This is a genomic window from Micromonospora sp. WMMA1947, assembly GCF_027497355.1.
GTDB lineage: Bacteria > Actinomycetota > Actinomycetes > Mycobacteriales > Micromonosporaceae > Micromonospora.
The window spans coordinates 3,489,004-3,503,018 of sequence record NZ_CP114909.1; the positions used below are offsets into that span (position 1 = coordinate 3,489,004).

At 73.2% G+C, this 14,015-nt stretch carries 13 protein-coding genes; 5 read left to right on the plus strand and 8 right to left on the minus strand.

Annotated features, from left to right (window positions below):
- Positions 1-67 precede the first annotated feature (67 nt).
- The 3 genes from O7604_RS16780 to O7604_RS16790 form a co-directional block, all read right to left on the minus strand.
- Positions 68-487 carry a PIN domain nuclease gene (locus O7604_RS16780; protein WP_281577069.1) on the minus strand — a complete coding sequence of 140 codons (420 nt, stop codon included), beginning with the start codon at positions 485-487 and terminating at the stop codon, positions 68-70.
- The gene (locus O7604_RS16785) at positions 484-693 is read right to left on the minus strand and encodes a type II toxin-antitoxin system VapB family antitoxin (RefSeq protein WP_073831258.1); all 210 of its coding nucleotides are present in this window, start codon (positions 691-693) and stop codon (positions 484-486) included. The genes O7604_RS16780 and O7604_RS16785 overlap by 4 nt, the downstream gene beginning before the upstream one ends.
- A gap of 72 nt (positions 694-765) precedes the next feature.
- Positions 766-1,617 carry an alpha/beta fold hydrolase gene (locus O7604_RS16790; protein ID WP_281577070.1) on the minus strand — a complete coding sequence of 284 codons (852 nt, stop codon included), beginning with the start codon at positions 1,615-1,617 and terminating at the stop codon, positions 766-768.
- Positions 1,618-1,754: 137 nt separating this feature from the next.
- Between O7604_RS16790 and O7604_RS16795 the strand changes: the two genes are divergently transcribed.
- Positions 1,755-2,498, plus strand: coding sequence for an SDR family oxidoreductase (locus O7604_RS16795; RefSeq protein WP_281577071.1), 744 nt, complete (start codon positions 1,755-1,757; stop codon positions 2,496-2,498).
- Positions 2,499-2,538: 40 nt separating this feature from the next.
- Here the strand turns inward: O7604_RS16795 and O7604_RS16800 are convergent, their stop codons facing one another.
- A complete protein-coding gene (locus tag O7604_RS16800) occupies positions 2,539-3,429 on the minus strand; it encodes a L,D-transpeptidase (RefSeq protein ID WP_281577072.1) in 891 nt (296 codons plus the stop codon).
- A gap of 98 nt (positions 3,430-3,527) precedes the next feature.
- The gene (locus O7604_RS16805; protein WP_269704681.1) at positions 3,528-4,973 is read right to left on the minus strand and encodes an alpha-amylase family glycosyl hydrolase; all 1,446 of its coding nucleotides are present in this window, start codon (positions 4,971-4,973) and stop codon (positions 3,528-3,530) included.
- A 243-nt stretch (positions 4,974-5,216) separates the two neighbouring features.
- On the opposite strand from O7604_RS16805, the gene O7604_RS16810 reads away from it, so the two are divergent.
- The 4 genes from O7604_RS16810 to O7604_RS16825 are packed head-to-tail and all read left to right on the plus strand — an operon-like array spanning position 5,217 to position 9,930.
- Positions 5,217-6,884, plus strand: coding sequence for a ferric reductase-like transmembrane domain-containing protein (locus O7604_RS16810; RefSeq protein ID WP_269704682.1), 1,668 nt, complete (start codon positions 5,217-5,219; stop codon positions 6,882-6,884).
- Positions 6,881-8,347, plus strand: coding sequence for an NADH-quinone oxidoreductase subunit NuoF family protein (locus tag O7604_RS16815; protein WP_269704683.1), 1,467 nt, complete (start codon positions 6,881-6,883; stop codon positions 8,345-8,347). Before O7604_RS16810 ends, O7604_RS16815 begins: the two co-directional genes overlap by 4 nt.
- Before the next feature lie 15 nt (positions 8,348-8,362).
- Positions 8,363-8,944, plus strand: a complete 582-nt coding sequence (locus O7604_RS16820; protein ID WP_281577073.1) for a redoxin family protein — start codon at positions 8,363-8,365, stop codon at positions 8,942-8,944.
- A complete protein-coding gene (locus O7604_RS16825) occupies positions 8,941-9,930 on the plus strand; it encodes a cytochrome c biogenesis CcdA family protein (protein ID WP_281577074.1) in 990 nt (329 codons plus the stop codon). The genes O7604_RS16820 and O7604_RS16825 overlap by 4 nt, the downstream gene beginning before the upstream one ends.
- On the opposite strand, the gene serS is transcribed toward O7604_RS16825, so the two are convergent.
- The 3 genes from serS to O7604_RS16840 form a co-directional block, all read right to left on the minus strand.
- Positions 9,917-11,200: a serine--tRNA ligase gene (serS, locus tag O7604_RS16830; protein ID WP_281577075.1), complete on the minus strand. Its 1,284-nt coding sequence runs from the start codon at positions 11,198-11,200 to the stop codon at positions 9,917-9,919. The two genes, O7604_RS16825 and serS, sit on opposite strands and share 14 nt — an antisense overlap.
- Before the next feature lie 427 nt (positions 11,201-11,627).
- Positions 11,628-12,782, minus strand: coding sequence for a MerR family transcriptional regulator (locus O7604_RS16835; protein WP_281577076.1), 1,155 nt, complete (start codon positions 12,780-12,782; stop codon positions 11,628-11,630).
- A 31-nt stretch (positions 12,783-12,813) separates the two neighbouring features.
- On the minus strand, positions 12,814-13,989 hold the full coding sequence (locus tag O7604_RS16840) for a saccharopine dehydrogenase NADP-binding domain-containing protein (RefSeq protein WP_281577077.1): 1,176 nt from the start codon (positions 13,987-13,989) through the stop codon (positions 12,814-12,816).
- Positions 13,990-14,015: the final 26 nt, after the last annotated feature.

The following is a 14,015-nucleotide window of genomic DNA, read 5'->3' on the forward strand; positions in this document are numbered from 1 at the left end:
GGGCTCGTCCTGGACGCCTCGGCGCTGCTCGCGGCGGCCCCACCCGACCCTCGAGGGCCGGAGCCGGTCAGTCGGCCTTTCCGGCCGGGACGACCCACGTCGTCGGCTGCCCGGTGATCGCGGTGATCAGGTCGAAGTCGCCGTCGTAGTGCAGGACGGTCACGCCATGCCGTTCGGCGGTGGCGGCGATCAGCAGATCGGCCATCGAGAGGGCCCGGTGGTTGCCCTTGTGCAGCGCCTGCACCTGGACGTCGATCGCACGATCCCAGATGTCGTCGGGCATGGCGAGCCAGTCGAAACCGCGTAGCAGCCATCGAGCGCGCTTCGCGTCCTTGGCCGAGCGGGCGCTGTGTACGACCTCGATCTCGATTGCGCCGCAGACCGCCAGCAGGCCGCGCTCGGACAACTCGTCCAGGACCGGCGCCACGGCGGGTTTCGGCCACCTGGCCAGCGCGGACTTGTCGAGAAGGTAGCGCTCCTGCGTCATGCCGCTTCGGGCTTCGACGCCTGCTGCGGGTCGGTGAGGTCCGGCAGGCCGCCGCTCTTGAGCCAGTCGGCGAACTCCCGGCGCTTCTCCCGGTTGACCACTTCCTGCAGCGCGGCGTTGACAGTGGCCTTCTTGGTGCCCGTGCCGAGGATCTCGGCGGCCTCGGCCAGGAGCTCGTCGTCGACGTCAAGGATGGTTCGGGACATGTGCGCCTCCTCGTCCGAGCACTCGAACGAGGTGATGATATCAATTTGTGCTGATCTTGATATACCCGTGGGTCAGCGCCGTCGAGGGGCCTCGGCGACCACTGTCGGGGAGAACTCGTTCGCCGCCTCCACCGCCCACTCCAGCGCGTAGTCCGCCTCCTCCTCCCAGCCCGGTTCGCCGCCGACGAAGTGCGACCGGCCGGGGAACTCCCGGTAGCCGGTGAGCGCCGTCGAACTCCGGTAGAGGTTGGCGATCGAGCTGGCAAGCGACGCGGGCACCACGTGGTCCTCGCCGCCCGCGGTGATGAGCAGCGGAGCGCGGTCGCTGCGCTTCTTGTCGATCTCGGTGGCCGAGTTCGGATCCAGGTTGGCGAACGCCGCCTCGAACAGCACGTGCCCGGCGCCCGGTACGGCGTACCGCTCCCAGGCGGCGTCGGACTGCTCCTGGCTGATGGTGTTGCCGAAGGCGTACCGGAAGTCCTCCGGGGTGAACGGCACGGCGCGGTGCCGGTTCGCCGGGTTGTGCAGGATCGAGTACCCGGAACGCAGGGTGGCGGACGGCAGCTTGAGCACGCCCCGTACCGGTGCGGGGTGCACGGCGACCACCGCGGCGCCGAGGCGGCGGTCCGCCAGCAACTGGGCGATCAGGCCGCCGAACGAGTGGCCCATGATGATCGGCGGGCGCGGCAGGTCCCTGATGATCGCCGCGTAGTGGTCGGCGATGTCGGCGATGCGCTGCGCGGCGATCGGGGCCGGGTCGGCCCGCAGGTCCTCCACCTCGCGGTCCATGCCGGGCCAGGCGGGAGTGAGCACCTGGAACCCTCGCGCGGCGTACCGCTGCGCCCAGTGCTCCCAGCTCCGCGAGGTCATCCAGAGCCCGTGGATGAGCACTATCGTGTCGACCCGTCCCGTCGGTGCGCTCATGTCCGCCTCCCCGTTTCGCCGCTGGACGGCCCGCGCGTACCCGGACTGGGCGCCGGCAATCCTGCCTGATCGAACGGACAGGAAACGGACGGTGACCCGGATGATCGCTGTCCTGAGTCGACTGTCAGGATGACGACATGACCGTCAGACGTGCCGACAGGGTCGCCCTGGTGACGGGCGGGAGCCGGGGAATCGGCGCCGCCGTCGTGCGCCGGCTGGCCGAGGACGGCATCCACGTCGCGTTCACCTACCGCACCGCGCAGGACAGCGCGAAGTCCGTCGTGGCCCAGATCGAGGCGTACGGGCGGACTGGCCTGGCGATCAACGCGGACAGCACCGACGCGACGGCAGTGGTGGGTGCCGTGGAGCGGACCGTCGCCGAGTTGGGGCGGTTGGACATCCTGGTCAACAACGCCGGGGTGTTCGCGGGTGGGCCGATCGAGTCGGTCAGCCTGGACGCCCTGGACCGGGCGATCGCGGTGAACGTGCGCGGGGTCTACCTCGCCACCCAGGCGGCGGTACGCCACATGGGCGCGGGTGGGCGGATCGTCAACATCGGCAGCAGCTTCGCCAGCCGTGTCCCGGCTCCCGGGGTGAGCGCGTACGCGATGACCAAGAGCGCCGTGAACGGGCTGACCCGGGCGCTCGCCCGCGAACTCGGTTCGCGTGGGATCACCGTCAACCTGATCCTGCCCGGCTCGACCGACACCGACATGAACCCGGCGGACAGCGCGGGCGCGGACGGGCAGCGGTCGCACATCGCCCTCGGCCGTTACGCGACCCCGGACGACGTGGCGGCGACTGTCAGTCACCTGGTGGGCCCCGGCGGACGGCACATAACCGGCGCGTCGATCGCGATCGACGGCGGCGCGACGGCCTGAGCGGATCGGGTCCGACGGCTGGCTGCTGGGCTGAGCCCGGTCAGGGCAGGCGGTCGACCACCACGAAGGCGGTGCCCGGCTCGACCTCGGTCAGCAGCAGGCGCTGGGCGCTGCGGGTCAGCCGGATGCAGCCGTTCGTGACGTTCTTGCCGAGCGTGTCGTCGTTGTACCAGCTGTGCAGTCCGATGTGGGCGCCGCGCAGCCCGGTCGGCACCGCGTCCGGGTCGTCGGGGATCGCGCCGAGGGCGAAGATGTCGACACCGCCGTAGACGGCCTGCGGGGGTGGGGTGCGGCCCAGCACGAACGTGCGGCCCAGCGGGGTGAGCTGCCCGGACATGCCGAGGCTGACCGGCCAGGTGCGCATCGCGCGCCCGTCCCGGCTCCAGGTGAGGCGGTGGGTGCGCCGCTCCACCACGATCTGGTCGCGCAGCACCACTGTGGTCCAGCCGCCGGACGGCAGCCAGGCGATGGTGCGGTTCGCAGACGGCAGCAGCACCGCCGTCCAGCCGGAGCGGCGGTCGATGATCGGCACTGTCAGCCGTACGCCGCTGATGGTCGGCGCGAGGAACGCCAGCGGGCGGCCGCCCGGCGCGTCGTACGCGGCCACGTTCCGGTTCGGGCGCAGCCCTTCGCTCAGCGGGCGGGTGTCGGCCGGGTCCGGGTCGGGCGGGAAGCCACGCGGTGCCGGGTCGTAGGTGACCACTGGCAGGTCGTCCGGTGCCGGCGCGGCGGGCGGCACCGACTCCTGCGGCGACGGACTCGGCGCGGCGGTCGTAGCAGGGGGAGCGGCGGCGGGTGGCGCCGCCTGGCGCACGGGCGTGACGGTGAGCGCGCGGCCGACCAGCAGCGCGGTGACGAGCAGCAGCGGTACGGCGAGCGCGGCGATCAGCCAGCCGGGAGGCCGGCGCATGGCGAACCGGTCGAACAGCACGAAACCGACTGTAACCGACCGGAAGCCCTCGTACCCGGTACTACGGGTACGAGGGCTTCGCGGCCCGGGTGGCTCAGCTCAGCTTCGCGCCGGTGGGATCAGCTCAGCTTCGCGCCGATGTGGATGGCGATCGCGTCGTGCGCGGGAACGTTCGCGGCGAACCAGCCGGACGAGTCCACCGTGATCACCGGACCGCTGCACGAGCCGTTGCTGAACGTGCCGTGGACGACGTCGCAGTAGCGGCCCGCCGGCAGCCCGGTGTAGTAGGACCGGCCGTTCACCGCGCTGCCCTCGTCGTTGATCGTCAGGTAGCCCTTGCCGGTACGGCTGAACGCGATGTGCTGGTAGCCGTTGTCGTACCAGTTGGAGACCCCGGCGCCCTCGGTGGCGTTGCGGAAGCCGACCATGTTGGCGATGACCGGCCAGCGGTGCTCGCACTCCCAGCCCGAGTAACAGGTCACGTTGGTGATCCGGTTGCTGCCGTCCGCGGGCGGACCCTGGTCCCGGCCGCTGTACGTGAAGCTCGACATCACCGCCGGCGTGCCGTACGGCCAGGCGAGCATGAACGCGTTGGCGAGCGCGTACGTGCCCCGGTCGCGGTAGGTGAGCACGCCGCCGTCGCGCTGCGTGTCGTGGTTGTCGGTGAAGACCACCGCCTTCGCGCTCGACAGGTAGCCCCAGGACTCGCCGAAGGTCTTCAGGTACGCCAGCCGCTCGTTGTTGAACATCCGGGCCAGGTCCTTGCCGTACCGGAACTCGTGCACGTCACCGTTGCCGGTGTACTCGGTCGGCTGGATCGGCTCACCGGCGCCGTAGATGACCTCCTGCACCAGGTACGCGCTGCGGTTCAGCTTGGCCTTGATCGCGGCGATGTCGGCGGCCGGCATGTGCTTGCTGCCGTCCAGGCGGAAGCCGTCGACGCCGAGTGAGAGCAGGTCGTTGAGGTACGCGGCCAGCCGGCCGCGCACGTACTCCGACTCGGTCTTGAGGTCGGCGAGGTTGACCAGCTCGCAGTTCTGCACCTCGTACCGGTCGTTGTAGTTGGCGATGTCGTTGTTGCCGTTGCGGCCGCAGTAGTGGAAGTCCGCCGAGGAGTAGGTGCCCGGGTAGTTGTAGTGGCCGTACGACGAGCCGGCCCAGCCGGTGCCGCCGTTCTCCTGGCCGGACATGTGGTTGACCACGGCGTCGACGATCACCTTGACGCCCGCGGCGTGACAGGTGTTCACCATGGACTGGAACTGCGCGCGGGTGCCCTTGCGGGACTCGATCCGGTAGCTGACCGGCTGGTACGACACCCACCACGGACTGCTGTTGACGTGTTCCTGCGGTGGGGACACCTGCACGTAGCCGTAGCCCTTCGGGCCCAGCGTGCTGGTGCATTCGGCGGCGACCGAGGTCCAGTTCCACTCGAAGAGCTGGACGATGACCTTCTTGGTGCCGGGGGTGGCGGCTGCGGCCGGGGGTGCCGCGGCGGCGACGGGGACGAGCAGGCTCGCGGCCAGACCCAGGGCGAGCGCGGCGGCACGGCATCGGCGTCGATGCATCAGGACTCCTGCGGGGTGCGGGGATGCGGGGATGCGGGGGAGTGGAGCCTGGATCAGGCCGGCTTCTTGCAACCAGCCTGAAATTTTGCGGCAAGGTTACGAGGATGTTGCAAAGTCTGTCAACGTATGGGCATCCGTCGTTGCGTCAGGCGCTACACGCGCGTCCGGGCCGGACGGTTCGAGAATCCGGCCGAGAAATTCGCCACCGGAGGTGATCCGTCCGCGCCGTCCCTCCGTACCTGAGTGGGGAGCAGGGTCGGCCGGTGGGGGCGCCGCCGCGAGACGATCGAGGAGCAGATGGCCCGGGCACAGCAGAACGAGAAGGCGACGACCGTCCGGACCACCACCACCAGCCGTGGTGCCCGGACGATGTCGAAGTCCGCGATGGTGGCGCTGACCGCCTCCGCGCTCGGCCTCGCGTGGGCCGGCGTGGAGCTGGCCGGCGCGGGCGGCGTCATGTACTCGTACGGATTCTTCTTCACCGAGTTCTTCGCCGGGGTGGTCGCCCTGGTCTCGCTCAGCATCACCGTGATGCTGGGCCTGCTGGCCACCGACCGCCTGGTGCTGCTCATCCGGCACCGCGTGCTGCTCCAGTCGGCGCACCGGGCCACCGGCGTGCTCGGCGTGGCCGGGCTGGTCTTCCACGTCATCACCAAGGTCGCGATCGGCCGGGCCGGGCCGACCGACGCGGTGGTGCCGTTCCTCAGCGGCAGCGGCCTCTACGTCGGACTGGGCACCGTCGCCGCGCTGCTGATGGTGGGCGTGCTCTGGACCGGCTTGGTCCGGGTCCGGTTCGCCGGCGTCGGTCCGAAGTGGTTCTGGCGCGGACTGCACTCGATGGCGTACGTCTCCTGGCCGTTCGCGCTGGTGCACGGCCTCAACGCCGGCCGTCCCGCCGCCGCCTGGGTGGTGCTGAGCTACCTCGCCTGCGTGCTGCTCGTGGTGATGGCGCTGCTGGTGCGCGTCTCGGTCCACCTCGGCAAGCGCAGCCGCGAGCAGCACCAGGCCGTCGCGCTCAACAAGGCGATGGCCGGCAAGGGCGAGGAACGTACCGGCGTGTTCGCCGCGCTCACCCGGAAGAAGGCCGCCGACAAGGAGGACAGCGGCGCCGGCCGGGGCCGCTGGGCCGAGGCGACGGCCACCTGGACCGCACCGGCAGGCACCGCCCGGCGGCGCGACCCGGAGCGGTTCGCCGTACCCGTGGTGCCGGAACCCGGGTCGCTGCGCGAGCCGGTCCGCGCCGCAGCCGCCCGGCGGCGCGAGGCCGAGCCGGAGGCACCCACCCGGCGCGCCCGCACCCAGGAGGCGCCCGCCCGCCGCCGTCGCCGCGACGACGACGAGCGCGTGACCCGCCGGTCCCGGACCGAGGAGCGGGTGGCCCGGCGCTCCCGGGACGACGAGGACCTGGTCGCCCGGTACTCCGCCCCGCCCGAGAGCGGCGGCCGGCACTCGGCGCCGCCGGACACCGGTGGCCGCCACTCCGCACCCCCGGACAGCCGCCGGTACGCCACCGCGGCCGAGGTGGCCCGCTACTCCGCGCCGCCGCGCGCGGCCGACGAGGCGGAGGAGCCGTGGGACAGCCCGCGCCGCTGGGAGACCCGCCCGGTCTCCGGTGAGCCGATCTCGGCCGGCCCGATCTCCGGCACCCCGCTCTCGGCCGAGCCGCTCAGCGGATCCGGCCGCCGCTACCGGGACGAGGAGGACGTGCCGGAGGAGCCGGACTACTGGCGTCCGCCGGCCCGCTACGCCGCCGACGAGGCGTTCGTGGACGACACCCCGACGCTCGTCGACCTCGCCTCCCGTCGCGCGATGCGCGCGGGCAAGGAGAGCCGGTCCGGCCGCCGCAAGCGGGCCGACGCGGACGCGGTCGACGGTGCGTACTGGGCCGGGCTGCGTGGTGAGGCCCGGTGACGCGCGCGACGATCCCACCGGTCGCCTGTGTCGGCGAGCCCCGGCTGACCGCCGGGTTCGCCGAGTTCGGCCGGCTCGACCTGCTGGCCCACGAGGAGGTGCACGGCCCGATCGGTCCGATGGAGCCGGCCGCGCTGCTACGGCTCGCCGAAGCCATCGACCTCAAGGGCAAGGGCGGCGCGGGTTTCCCGTTCGCCCGCAAGCTGCGCGCCGTGCTGGAGTCCTGCGAGCGGCAGGACCTCTCCGCCGTGGTCGTCGTCAACGCCACCGAGGGGGAGCCGGCGAGCTGGAAGGACAAGGTGCTGCTCACCCGCGCCCCGCACCTCATCCTGGACGGCGCCGCGCTCGCCGCGTTCGCGCTCGACGCCGAGGAGATCGTGATCGGGGTGGCCGACGACGACGTGGGCCGGCCCTCGCTGACCGAGGCGTTGCAGGAACGTCGGATGCCGGTGCCGACCACCATCGTCACGGTGCCGCACCGGTTCATCTCCGGCGAGGGCGGCGCGCTCGTCAACGGCATCAACGGACTGCCGCACATCCCGCCCGGCACGAAGAAGCGCTCCAGCGACTCCGGTGTCGGCGGGCTGCCCACGCTGCTGTCGAACGCCGAGACGTACGCCCAGCTCGCCGTCGCCGCCCGGATCGGCCCGTACGAGTACGCCGCCCTCGGCACCGACGACGAGCCGGGCACCGTGCTGCTCACCGTCACCGGGTCGGCGAAGCGCCCCGCCGTGGTGGAGTGCGCCGCCGGCACCCCGCTGCGCGAGATCCTCGACCTGTGCGAGGTGCCGCCCGGGCCGGGCATCCTGATGGGCGGCTACCACGGCAAGTGGATCACCGCGGCGGCCGCCGAGCGGGCCGAGGTGTCCCGCAAGGGGCTCACCGCCGTGGGCGGCACGCTCGGCGCCGGCATCATCGTGCCGCTCGGCGCCGACACCTGCCCGCTCGGCGAGGCCGCCCAGGTGGTGCGGTACCTCGCGGGCGAGTCCGCCGGGCAGTGCGGCCCGTGCAAGATGGGCCTGCCCGACCTGGCCCGCTCGGTCGACCTCGCGGTCTCCGGGAGCGCCCCGGTCGAACTGGTCCGGGCCGCGGCCGGCGACGTCAAGGGACGCGGCGCGTGCAGCCACCCGGACGGCACTGCCCGGTTCGCGCTGTCCGCCATGGAGGTGTTCGCCGACGACCTGCGGCTGCACGCCACCGGCGAGGGCTGCGGCAAGCGGGTCAAGGGCATGATGGGCCTGCCCGGCGCACCGGACGCCAACCCGCAGAAGCTCACCCTGGACTGGTCCCGCTGCGACGGGCACGGGCTCTGCGCGCACGTCGTGCCGGACTTCATCCGCCTCGACGGCAACGGCTACCCGGCGTTCCCGCCCACCCCGGTGCCGACGTGGCTGCGCGAGGGCGCGCTCAAGGCGGTAAAGGTCTGTCCCGAACTCGCGCTCCGCCTCGTTCGGGCCGAGTAGAACCAGGAGCCGCCGATGCGTACCGCCGTGACCGCCGCCGCCGTCCTGGGCGTCGTGCTCGCCGCCGCGACCGGCTGCGCCGCCGGGCCCGGGCCCGGTGCCCGGACCGAAGCGGTCGCCCCGGCGTCCCCGGCCGCCGCGTCCCCGTCCGGGTCGGCGGCCGGGCCGTCGTCCGCGCCACCGGCCCCGGTGCCGGCCGCGCTGTCGTTCACCGGCAAGACCCTCGACGGTACGGCGTTCGACGCCGCCACCCTGGCCGGGCGGCCGGTCGTGCTCTGGTTCTGGGCGCCCTGGTGCGCCACCTGCGCCAGCCAGGCGTGGACGGTGGCCGAGATCGCCCCCACCTACCGCGACACCGTCCCGATCGTCGGCGTCGCCGGGCTCGGTGAGCAGAAGGCCATGACGTCGTTCGTCACCGAGTTCGACCTGGGCGGCACGACGCAGATCGACGACCGGGCGGGCGCGCTGTGGCGCCGGTTCAAGGTGGTCGAGCAGAGCACGTTCGTCGTCCTGGACCGCACCGGCCGGGTCGTCCACCAGGGATTCCTGGACGGCGAGGCGTTGACCCGGCAGGTCGAGACGCTGGCCCGGGTATGACCGGCGCGCTGCTGCTCGCCCTGACCGCGGGCATGCTCGGCGCGGTCAACCCGTGCGGCTTCGCGATGCTGCCCGCGTACCTGTCGTTGCTGGTGGCCGGCCCCGACGGCGGGCGCGGCACGGTCGGCCGCGCGCTCACCGCGACGGCCGGGCTCACCCTCGGGTACGTGCTGGTGTTCGGCGCGTTCGGGCTGGCCCTGGCACCGGCGGCGGACTGGCTGCGGCCCCGGCTGCCGTGGCTCACCGTGACGCTCGGCGTGCTGCTGGCGCTGGCCGGATGCTGGCTGCTCGCCGGCCGGCGGCTGCCCGCGCCGCGCCCGTTGCGGGTCGCGCCCCGGCTCACCCGTACCTGGCCGTCCATGGTGCTGTTCGGCGCGGCGTACGCGCTCACGTCGCTGACCTGCGCGATCGCGCCGTTCCTGGCGATCGTGGTGACCAGCCTGCGAGCCGGCTCGCCGGTGCGCGGGCTGGCGCTGTTCGGGGCGTACGCGCTGGGGATGGCGCTCGTGGTCGGCGTGGCCGCGCTCGCCGTGGCGCTGCTGCGCGGCCGGGTCGTGGCGCGGCTGCGCGGCGCGGGCGCGTGGGTGCCCCGGCTGAGCGGCCTGGTGCTGCTGGTCGCTGGCGGGTACGTCGCCTGGTACGGCTGGTACGAGGTACGCCTCGCCCAGGGCCGCTACGACGCCTTCACCGACCCGGTCATCCGCACCGCCGCCCGAGCCCAGCAGACCCTGGTCGGCGCCGTCGACACCGCAGGCCCCGCCGTCCTCGCGGCGCTCCTGACGCTGCTGCTCCTGGCCCCCCTCACCCGCTCCCGCCCCCGCCCTCGCTCCCGCCCCCGCTCCCGCTCCCGCGATCTTGCAGTTGGTGCCCGGGCGGAAGGGGTGAAGCGGACTTCTCGCGGGCCGGAAGTGCAAGATCGCGGGGGAGAGGCGGGGACGGTGGGAGCGGCGGAAGCGGCGGCGGGGGAGCGGGTCAGCGCGGGGTGAGGCAGTCGGTGCCGAGCTTGTCGCGGAGGACCTCGGGGACCACCACCGAGCCGTCGGGCTGCTGGTGCTGCTCCAGGATGGCCGGGAACAGGCGGCTGGTGGCCAGCGCGGAACCGTTGAGCGTGTGCACGAAGCGGGTCTGCTTCGCGCCTGGCTCGCGGTAGCGGATGGCTGCCCGGCGGGCCTGGTAGTCGCCGGCCCAGGAGACCGACGACACCTCCTTGTACTTGCCGGTGCTCGGCATCCACACCTCGACGTCGAGCGTCTTCTTCATCGACGCGCTCGCGTCACCGGCGGCGAGCAGGCTGGTCTGGAAGTGCAGACCGAGCTTGCCGACCAGGCCCTCGACGTGCCCGACCATCGCCTCCAGCGCCTCGCCCGCCTGCTCCGGCAGCGTGAACTGGAAGATCTCCACCTTGTTGAACTGGTGGCCGCGTACGGTGCCGCGCTCGTCGGAGTGCGAACCGGCCGCCTCCCGCCGGTAGCACGGCGTGTACGCGAACGCCTTCAACGGCAGCTTCGGCGTCTCCAGGATCTCGTCCTGGTACGCGCCGAGGATCGCCGTCTCCGCCGTCGGCAGCAGGAACTGGCCGCGCGAGGACGACTGCTTGTCAATGTGGTAGACGTCGTCGTGGAACTTCGGGAACTGCCCGGCGGCGAAACCGGCGCTCTCCAGCAGCAGGTGCGGCGGGAGCAGGAACTCGTACCCGGCCTGGATGTTCTGCTCGATCAGCCAGTTCACCAGCGCCCACTCCAGCCGGGCGCCCAGACCGGTGTACATCCAGAAGCCCGAGCCGCCGAGCTTCACGCCCCGCTCGTGGTCGACCAGGCCGAGCGCGCGGCTCAGCTCCACGTGGTCGCGTACCTTCTCGATGGCCGGCGCCTCGCCGAACGTGCGCACCACCCGGTTGGCCTCCTTGCCCCCGGCGACCACGTCGTCGGCGGGCAGGTTCGGCAGCTCGCTCATCGCCGAGCGGAGCCGGGACTGCACCTCGTCGAGCTGGGACTCCAGCTCCGCGAGCTGCTTGCGCTCGGCCTCCGGGGCGACCGGCTGCGGCGTGCCGCCGGACCGTTTCGCCTCCGCGTACGCGCGCGCCTCGGCCTTGCGGCGCTGCCGCTCGGCATCGATCTCCGTGATCAGGGCGCGCCGTTCCTGGTCGAGCCGCTGGATGTCGTCCAGCGCCCGGGTGACCTCGGCGGGATCCAGACGCTTCGCCAGCGCGGTCGCCACCGCCTCGCGATCCTTCCGGATCAACTCCATGTCGAGCATGCTGCTCGTACGCCTCCGTCCAGGCAGTCAGGTGGGACCCACAGATGCTACCGTCGCGCCCCCGCCGCTCCGGCCCGGCCCGCGTAGCCCGCCGCCGGGATGCCCTTTCTGGTGACGGTGCGTGGTGGTGGTGCCGTCGGTCAGCCGCGCTCACGTTCCGTGTTGGTCGTCCGGTGCCCGCGCCGCCCCACTGTGGTTCGTCACCTCGCTGACCTGGTCAATCTCGCGAGACCGCTCCCCGGCCGACATGTCCCTCCGGCGACTTTGCTCTGCAGCCACCCACGCAGCGTTTGACGGAGCGTCAGCGGTGCGCGGATGGCTGCAGAGCAAAGTCCGCGAGGGGTGACGCACCGGGGAGGGCGGTGGTGTCACGTACGGTGACGAAAGTCCGTCGTGGCGGCGGGGCCGGGACCGGCCCGCGAAAAGGTCAGAGGCGTACCGGCATCAGGACCGAGAACGCGTGCGCGTCGTCGGGCCGCCGCACGGCCAGCGGGGCGATCGGGCCGTCCAGCTCCAGCACGAGCTGGCCGTCACCGGACCCCAGCGCGTCCAGCAGGTACTCCCGGTTCACCGCCACCCGAAGCGCACCCGCGCCGCCCGCCCCGTCCACGCCGCCCGTGCCGCCCGTGCCGTCGGCGTCGACCACGGCGTTCGGGTCGACCACGGCGTTCGGGTCGACCAGGCGCAGCTCGCCGCGGCCGTCCAGACCGAGCGCCACCACCTCGTGCTCGGCGCCCTCGTGCGCGCGACGGCAGACCGGGACGCCGTCGGCGGTGAGCGCCGCCCGCAGCGCCGCGCCGTCGAACGGGATCCGGTACGCGGGTACGTCGCCGAGCTGCGCCCGCAGCAGCCGCCGGTAGTCAGGGAAGTCGTACGGCAGCGGCACCGCGGTGAGCGGCCGGCCCGCCACCGTGACAGTCACCCGGCCGGCGGCGACGACGACCTCGGCGTCACCCGCACCGTCGGCGTCCAGCAGCATCCGCAGCTCGTCGACAGCGGCGACCGGCAGCAGCGCGCTCACCGGCGGGCCGTCGACGGTGCCGGCGACCCGGGCCACGGCGAGCCGGTGCCGGTCGGTGGCGACCAGCCGGACACCGTCCGGCTCGACCTCCACGAGCACACCGGACAGGACCGGCAGGCCGGGGTCGGCGCCGACGGCGAAGCGTACGGCGTCCACGGCGGCGGCGAGGTCGGTGCGGGACAGGACGAGGCGGGTGGTCACGATGGTCTCCTCCGGGTCGATCAGGCTACGGATCCGGGAGAGTTCGCGACGCGCGTCGGCCAGGCCGTCCTCGAGGCGGCGCAGATGCGCGTCCAGCAGCCGGTGCACCTCGGCCGGCCGGTGCCGGTGCCGAAGCGCCTCGGCGATGCCGGCCAGCGGCATCCCCACCCGGCGCAGCCCGGCCACCAGGCGTGCCGGGCCCACCTGCTCCTCGGTGTACCAGCGGTAGCCGGTCACCGGGTCCACCCGGGCCGGGGCCAGTACGCCGGAACGGTCGTAGAACCGCAGGGCGCTGACCGTCAGCCCGCTGGCCCGGGCCAGCTCGCCGATGCTGCGAAGCTCGCTCTCCACGGCCGTCATCCTGTGACCTCAAGCGGGTCGAGGGTCAACCTCACTCCGGCAGCGTGCGGAACGTGATGCCGGCGCGTACCAGCCGGTCCAGCAGCGCGTCACCCATCGCCGCGACCGGCGTGACCTGACCGGCGGTCTCCGGCAGCTCGTCGAAGGCCAGGCAGAGCGCCGACTCGGCGAGCATCTTGGCCGTCTCGTCGTAACCCGGGTCGCCGCCGGCCACCTCGGTCACCACCCGCCGGCCGCCGCCGGTGCCCACGAACCGCACCCGGAACCACGACTTGGCCCGCTGCTCGGCGGTCGGCCCCTGCCCGGAGGCGAGCCGCCCGAGCAGCCAGCGCCGCGTCGGCGCCACCTTCACCAGCCCCACCACGCCGGCCAGCCCGACGCCCGCGACCAGCACCGTGGACAGCCGCTTCATCGCCGCGAAGTGCCGGTAGCGGAAGTCCGGGCCGTACTCCGGGCGGGCCACCGCGGACCGGCGGACCACCTGCGGGTCGATGGTGGGCAGCGGCACCGCCCACTGGCCGAACTCGCGTACCCGGCCGACCTTGCCCGGCACCGCGCGGACCCGGCGTCCGTCGGGCTTCGGCTCCATCGCCCGGCGGGCCCGCGCCGCGCGGCTCATCTCACCGGTACGGGAGAACGCGGTGAGCGCCGAATGGTACGTCCCGGCGGAGAAGCGGCCACCGGCCCGGACGTAGCCGTCCACGGCGATCGGCCCGTCGGCCGGCAGTTGCTTGACCGTGTACCAGACGCCCAGGTCGTGCGGGATCGAGTCGAAGCCGCAGGCGTGCACCAGCCGTGCCCCTGTGCGCACCGCCTCGGCGTGGTGCCGCACGTACATCCGGTCCACGAACTCCGGCTCGCCGGTGATGTCGAGGTAGTCGGTGCCGGCGGCGGCGCAGGCGGCCACCAGCGGCTCGCCGTGGTGCACGTACGGGCCGACTGTCGTGGCCACCACCCGGGCGCTCTCCGCCACCGCGCGCAGCGACGCCGTGTCGGTCACGTCGGCGGTGAGCAGCGGAAGCTCGGCCAGGGCCGGGTCGATCGCGGCCAGCCGGTCCCGCACCGCTGCGAGCTTGTCCGGGTTGCGGCCGGCGAGTGCCCAGCGCAGCCGGTCCGGCGCGTGCCGGGCCAGGTATTCGGCGGTCAGCCCGCCGGTGAAGCCGGTGGCGCCGAACAGGACGAGGTCGTACGGACGGTCTGCGCGCATCCGCCGAGTGTGCCACCGACGGCGCT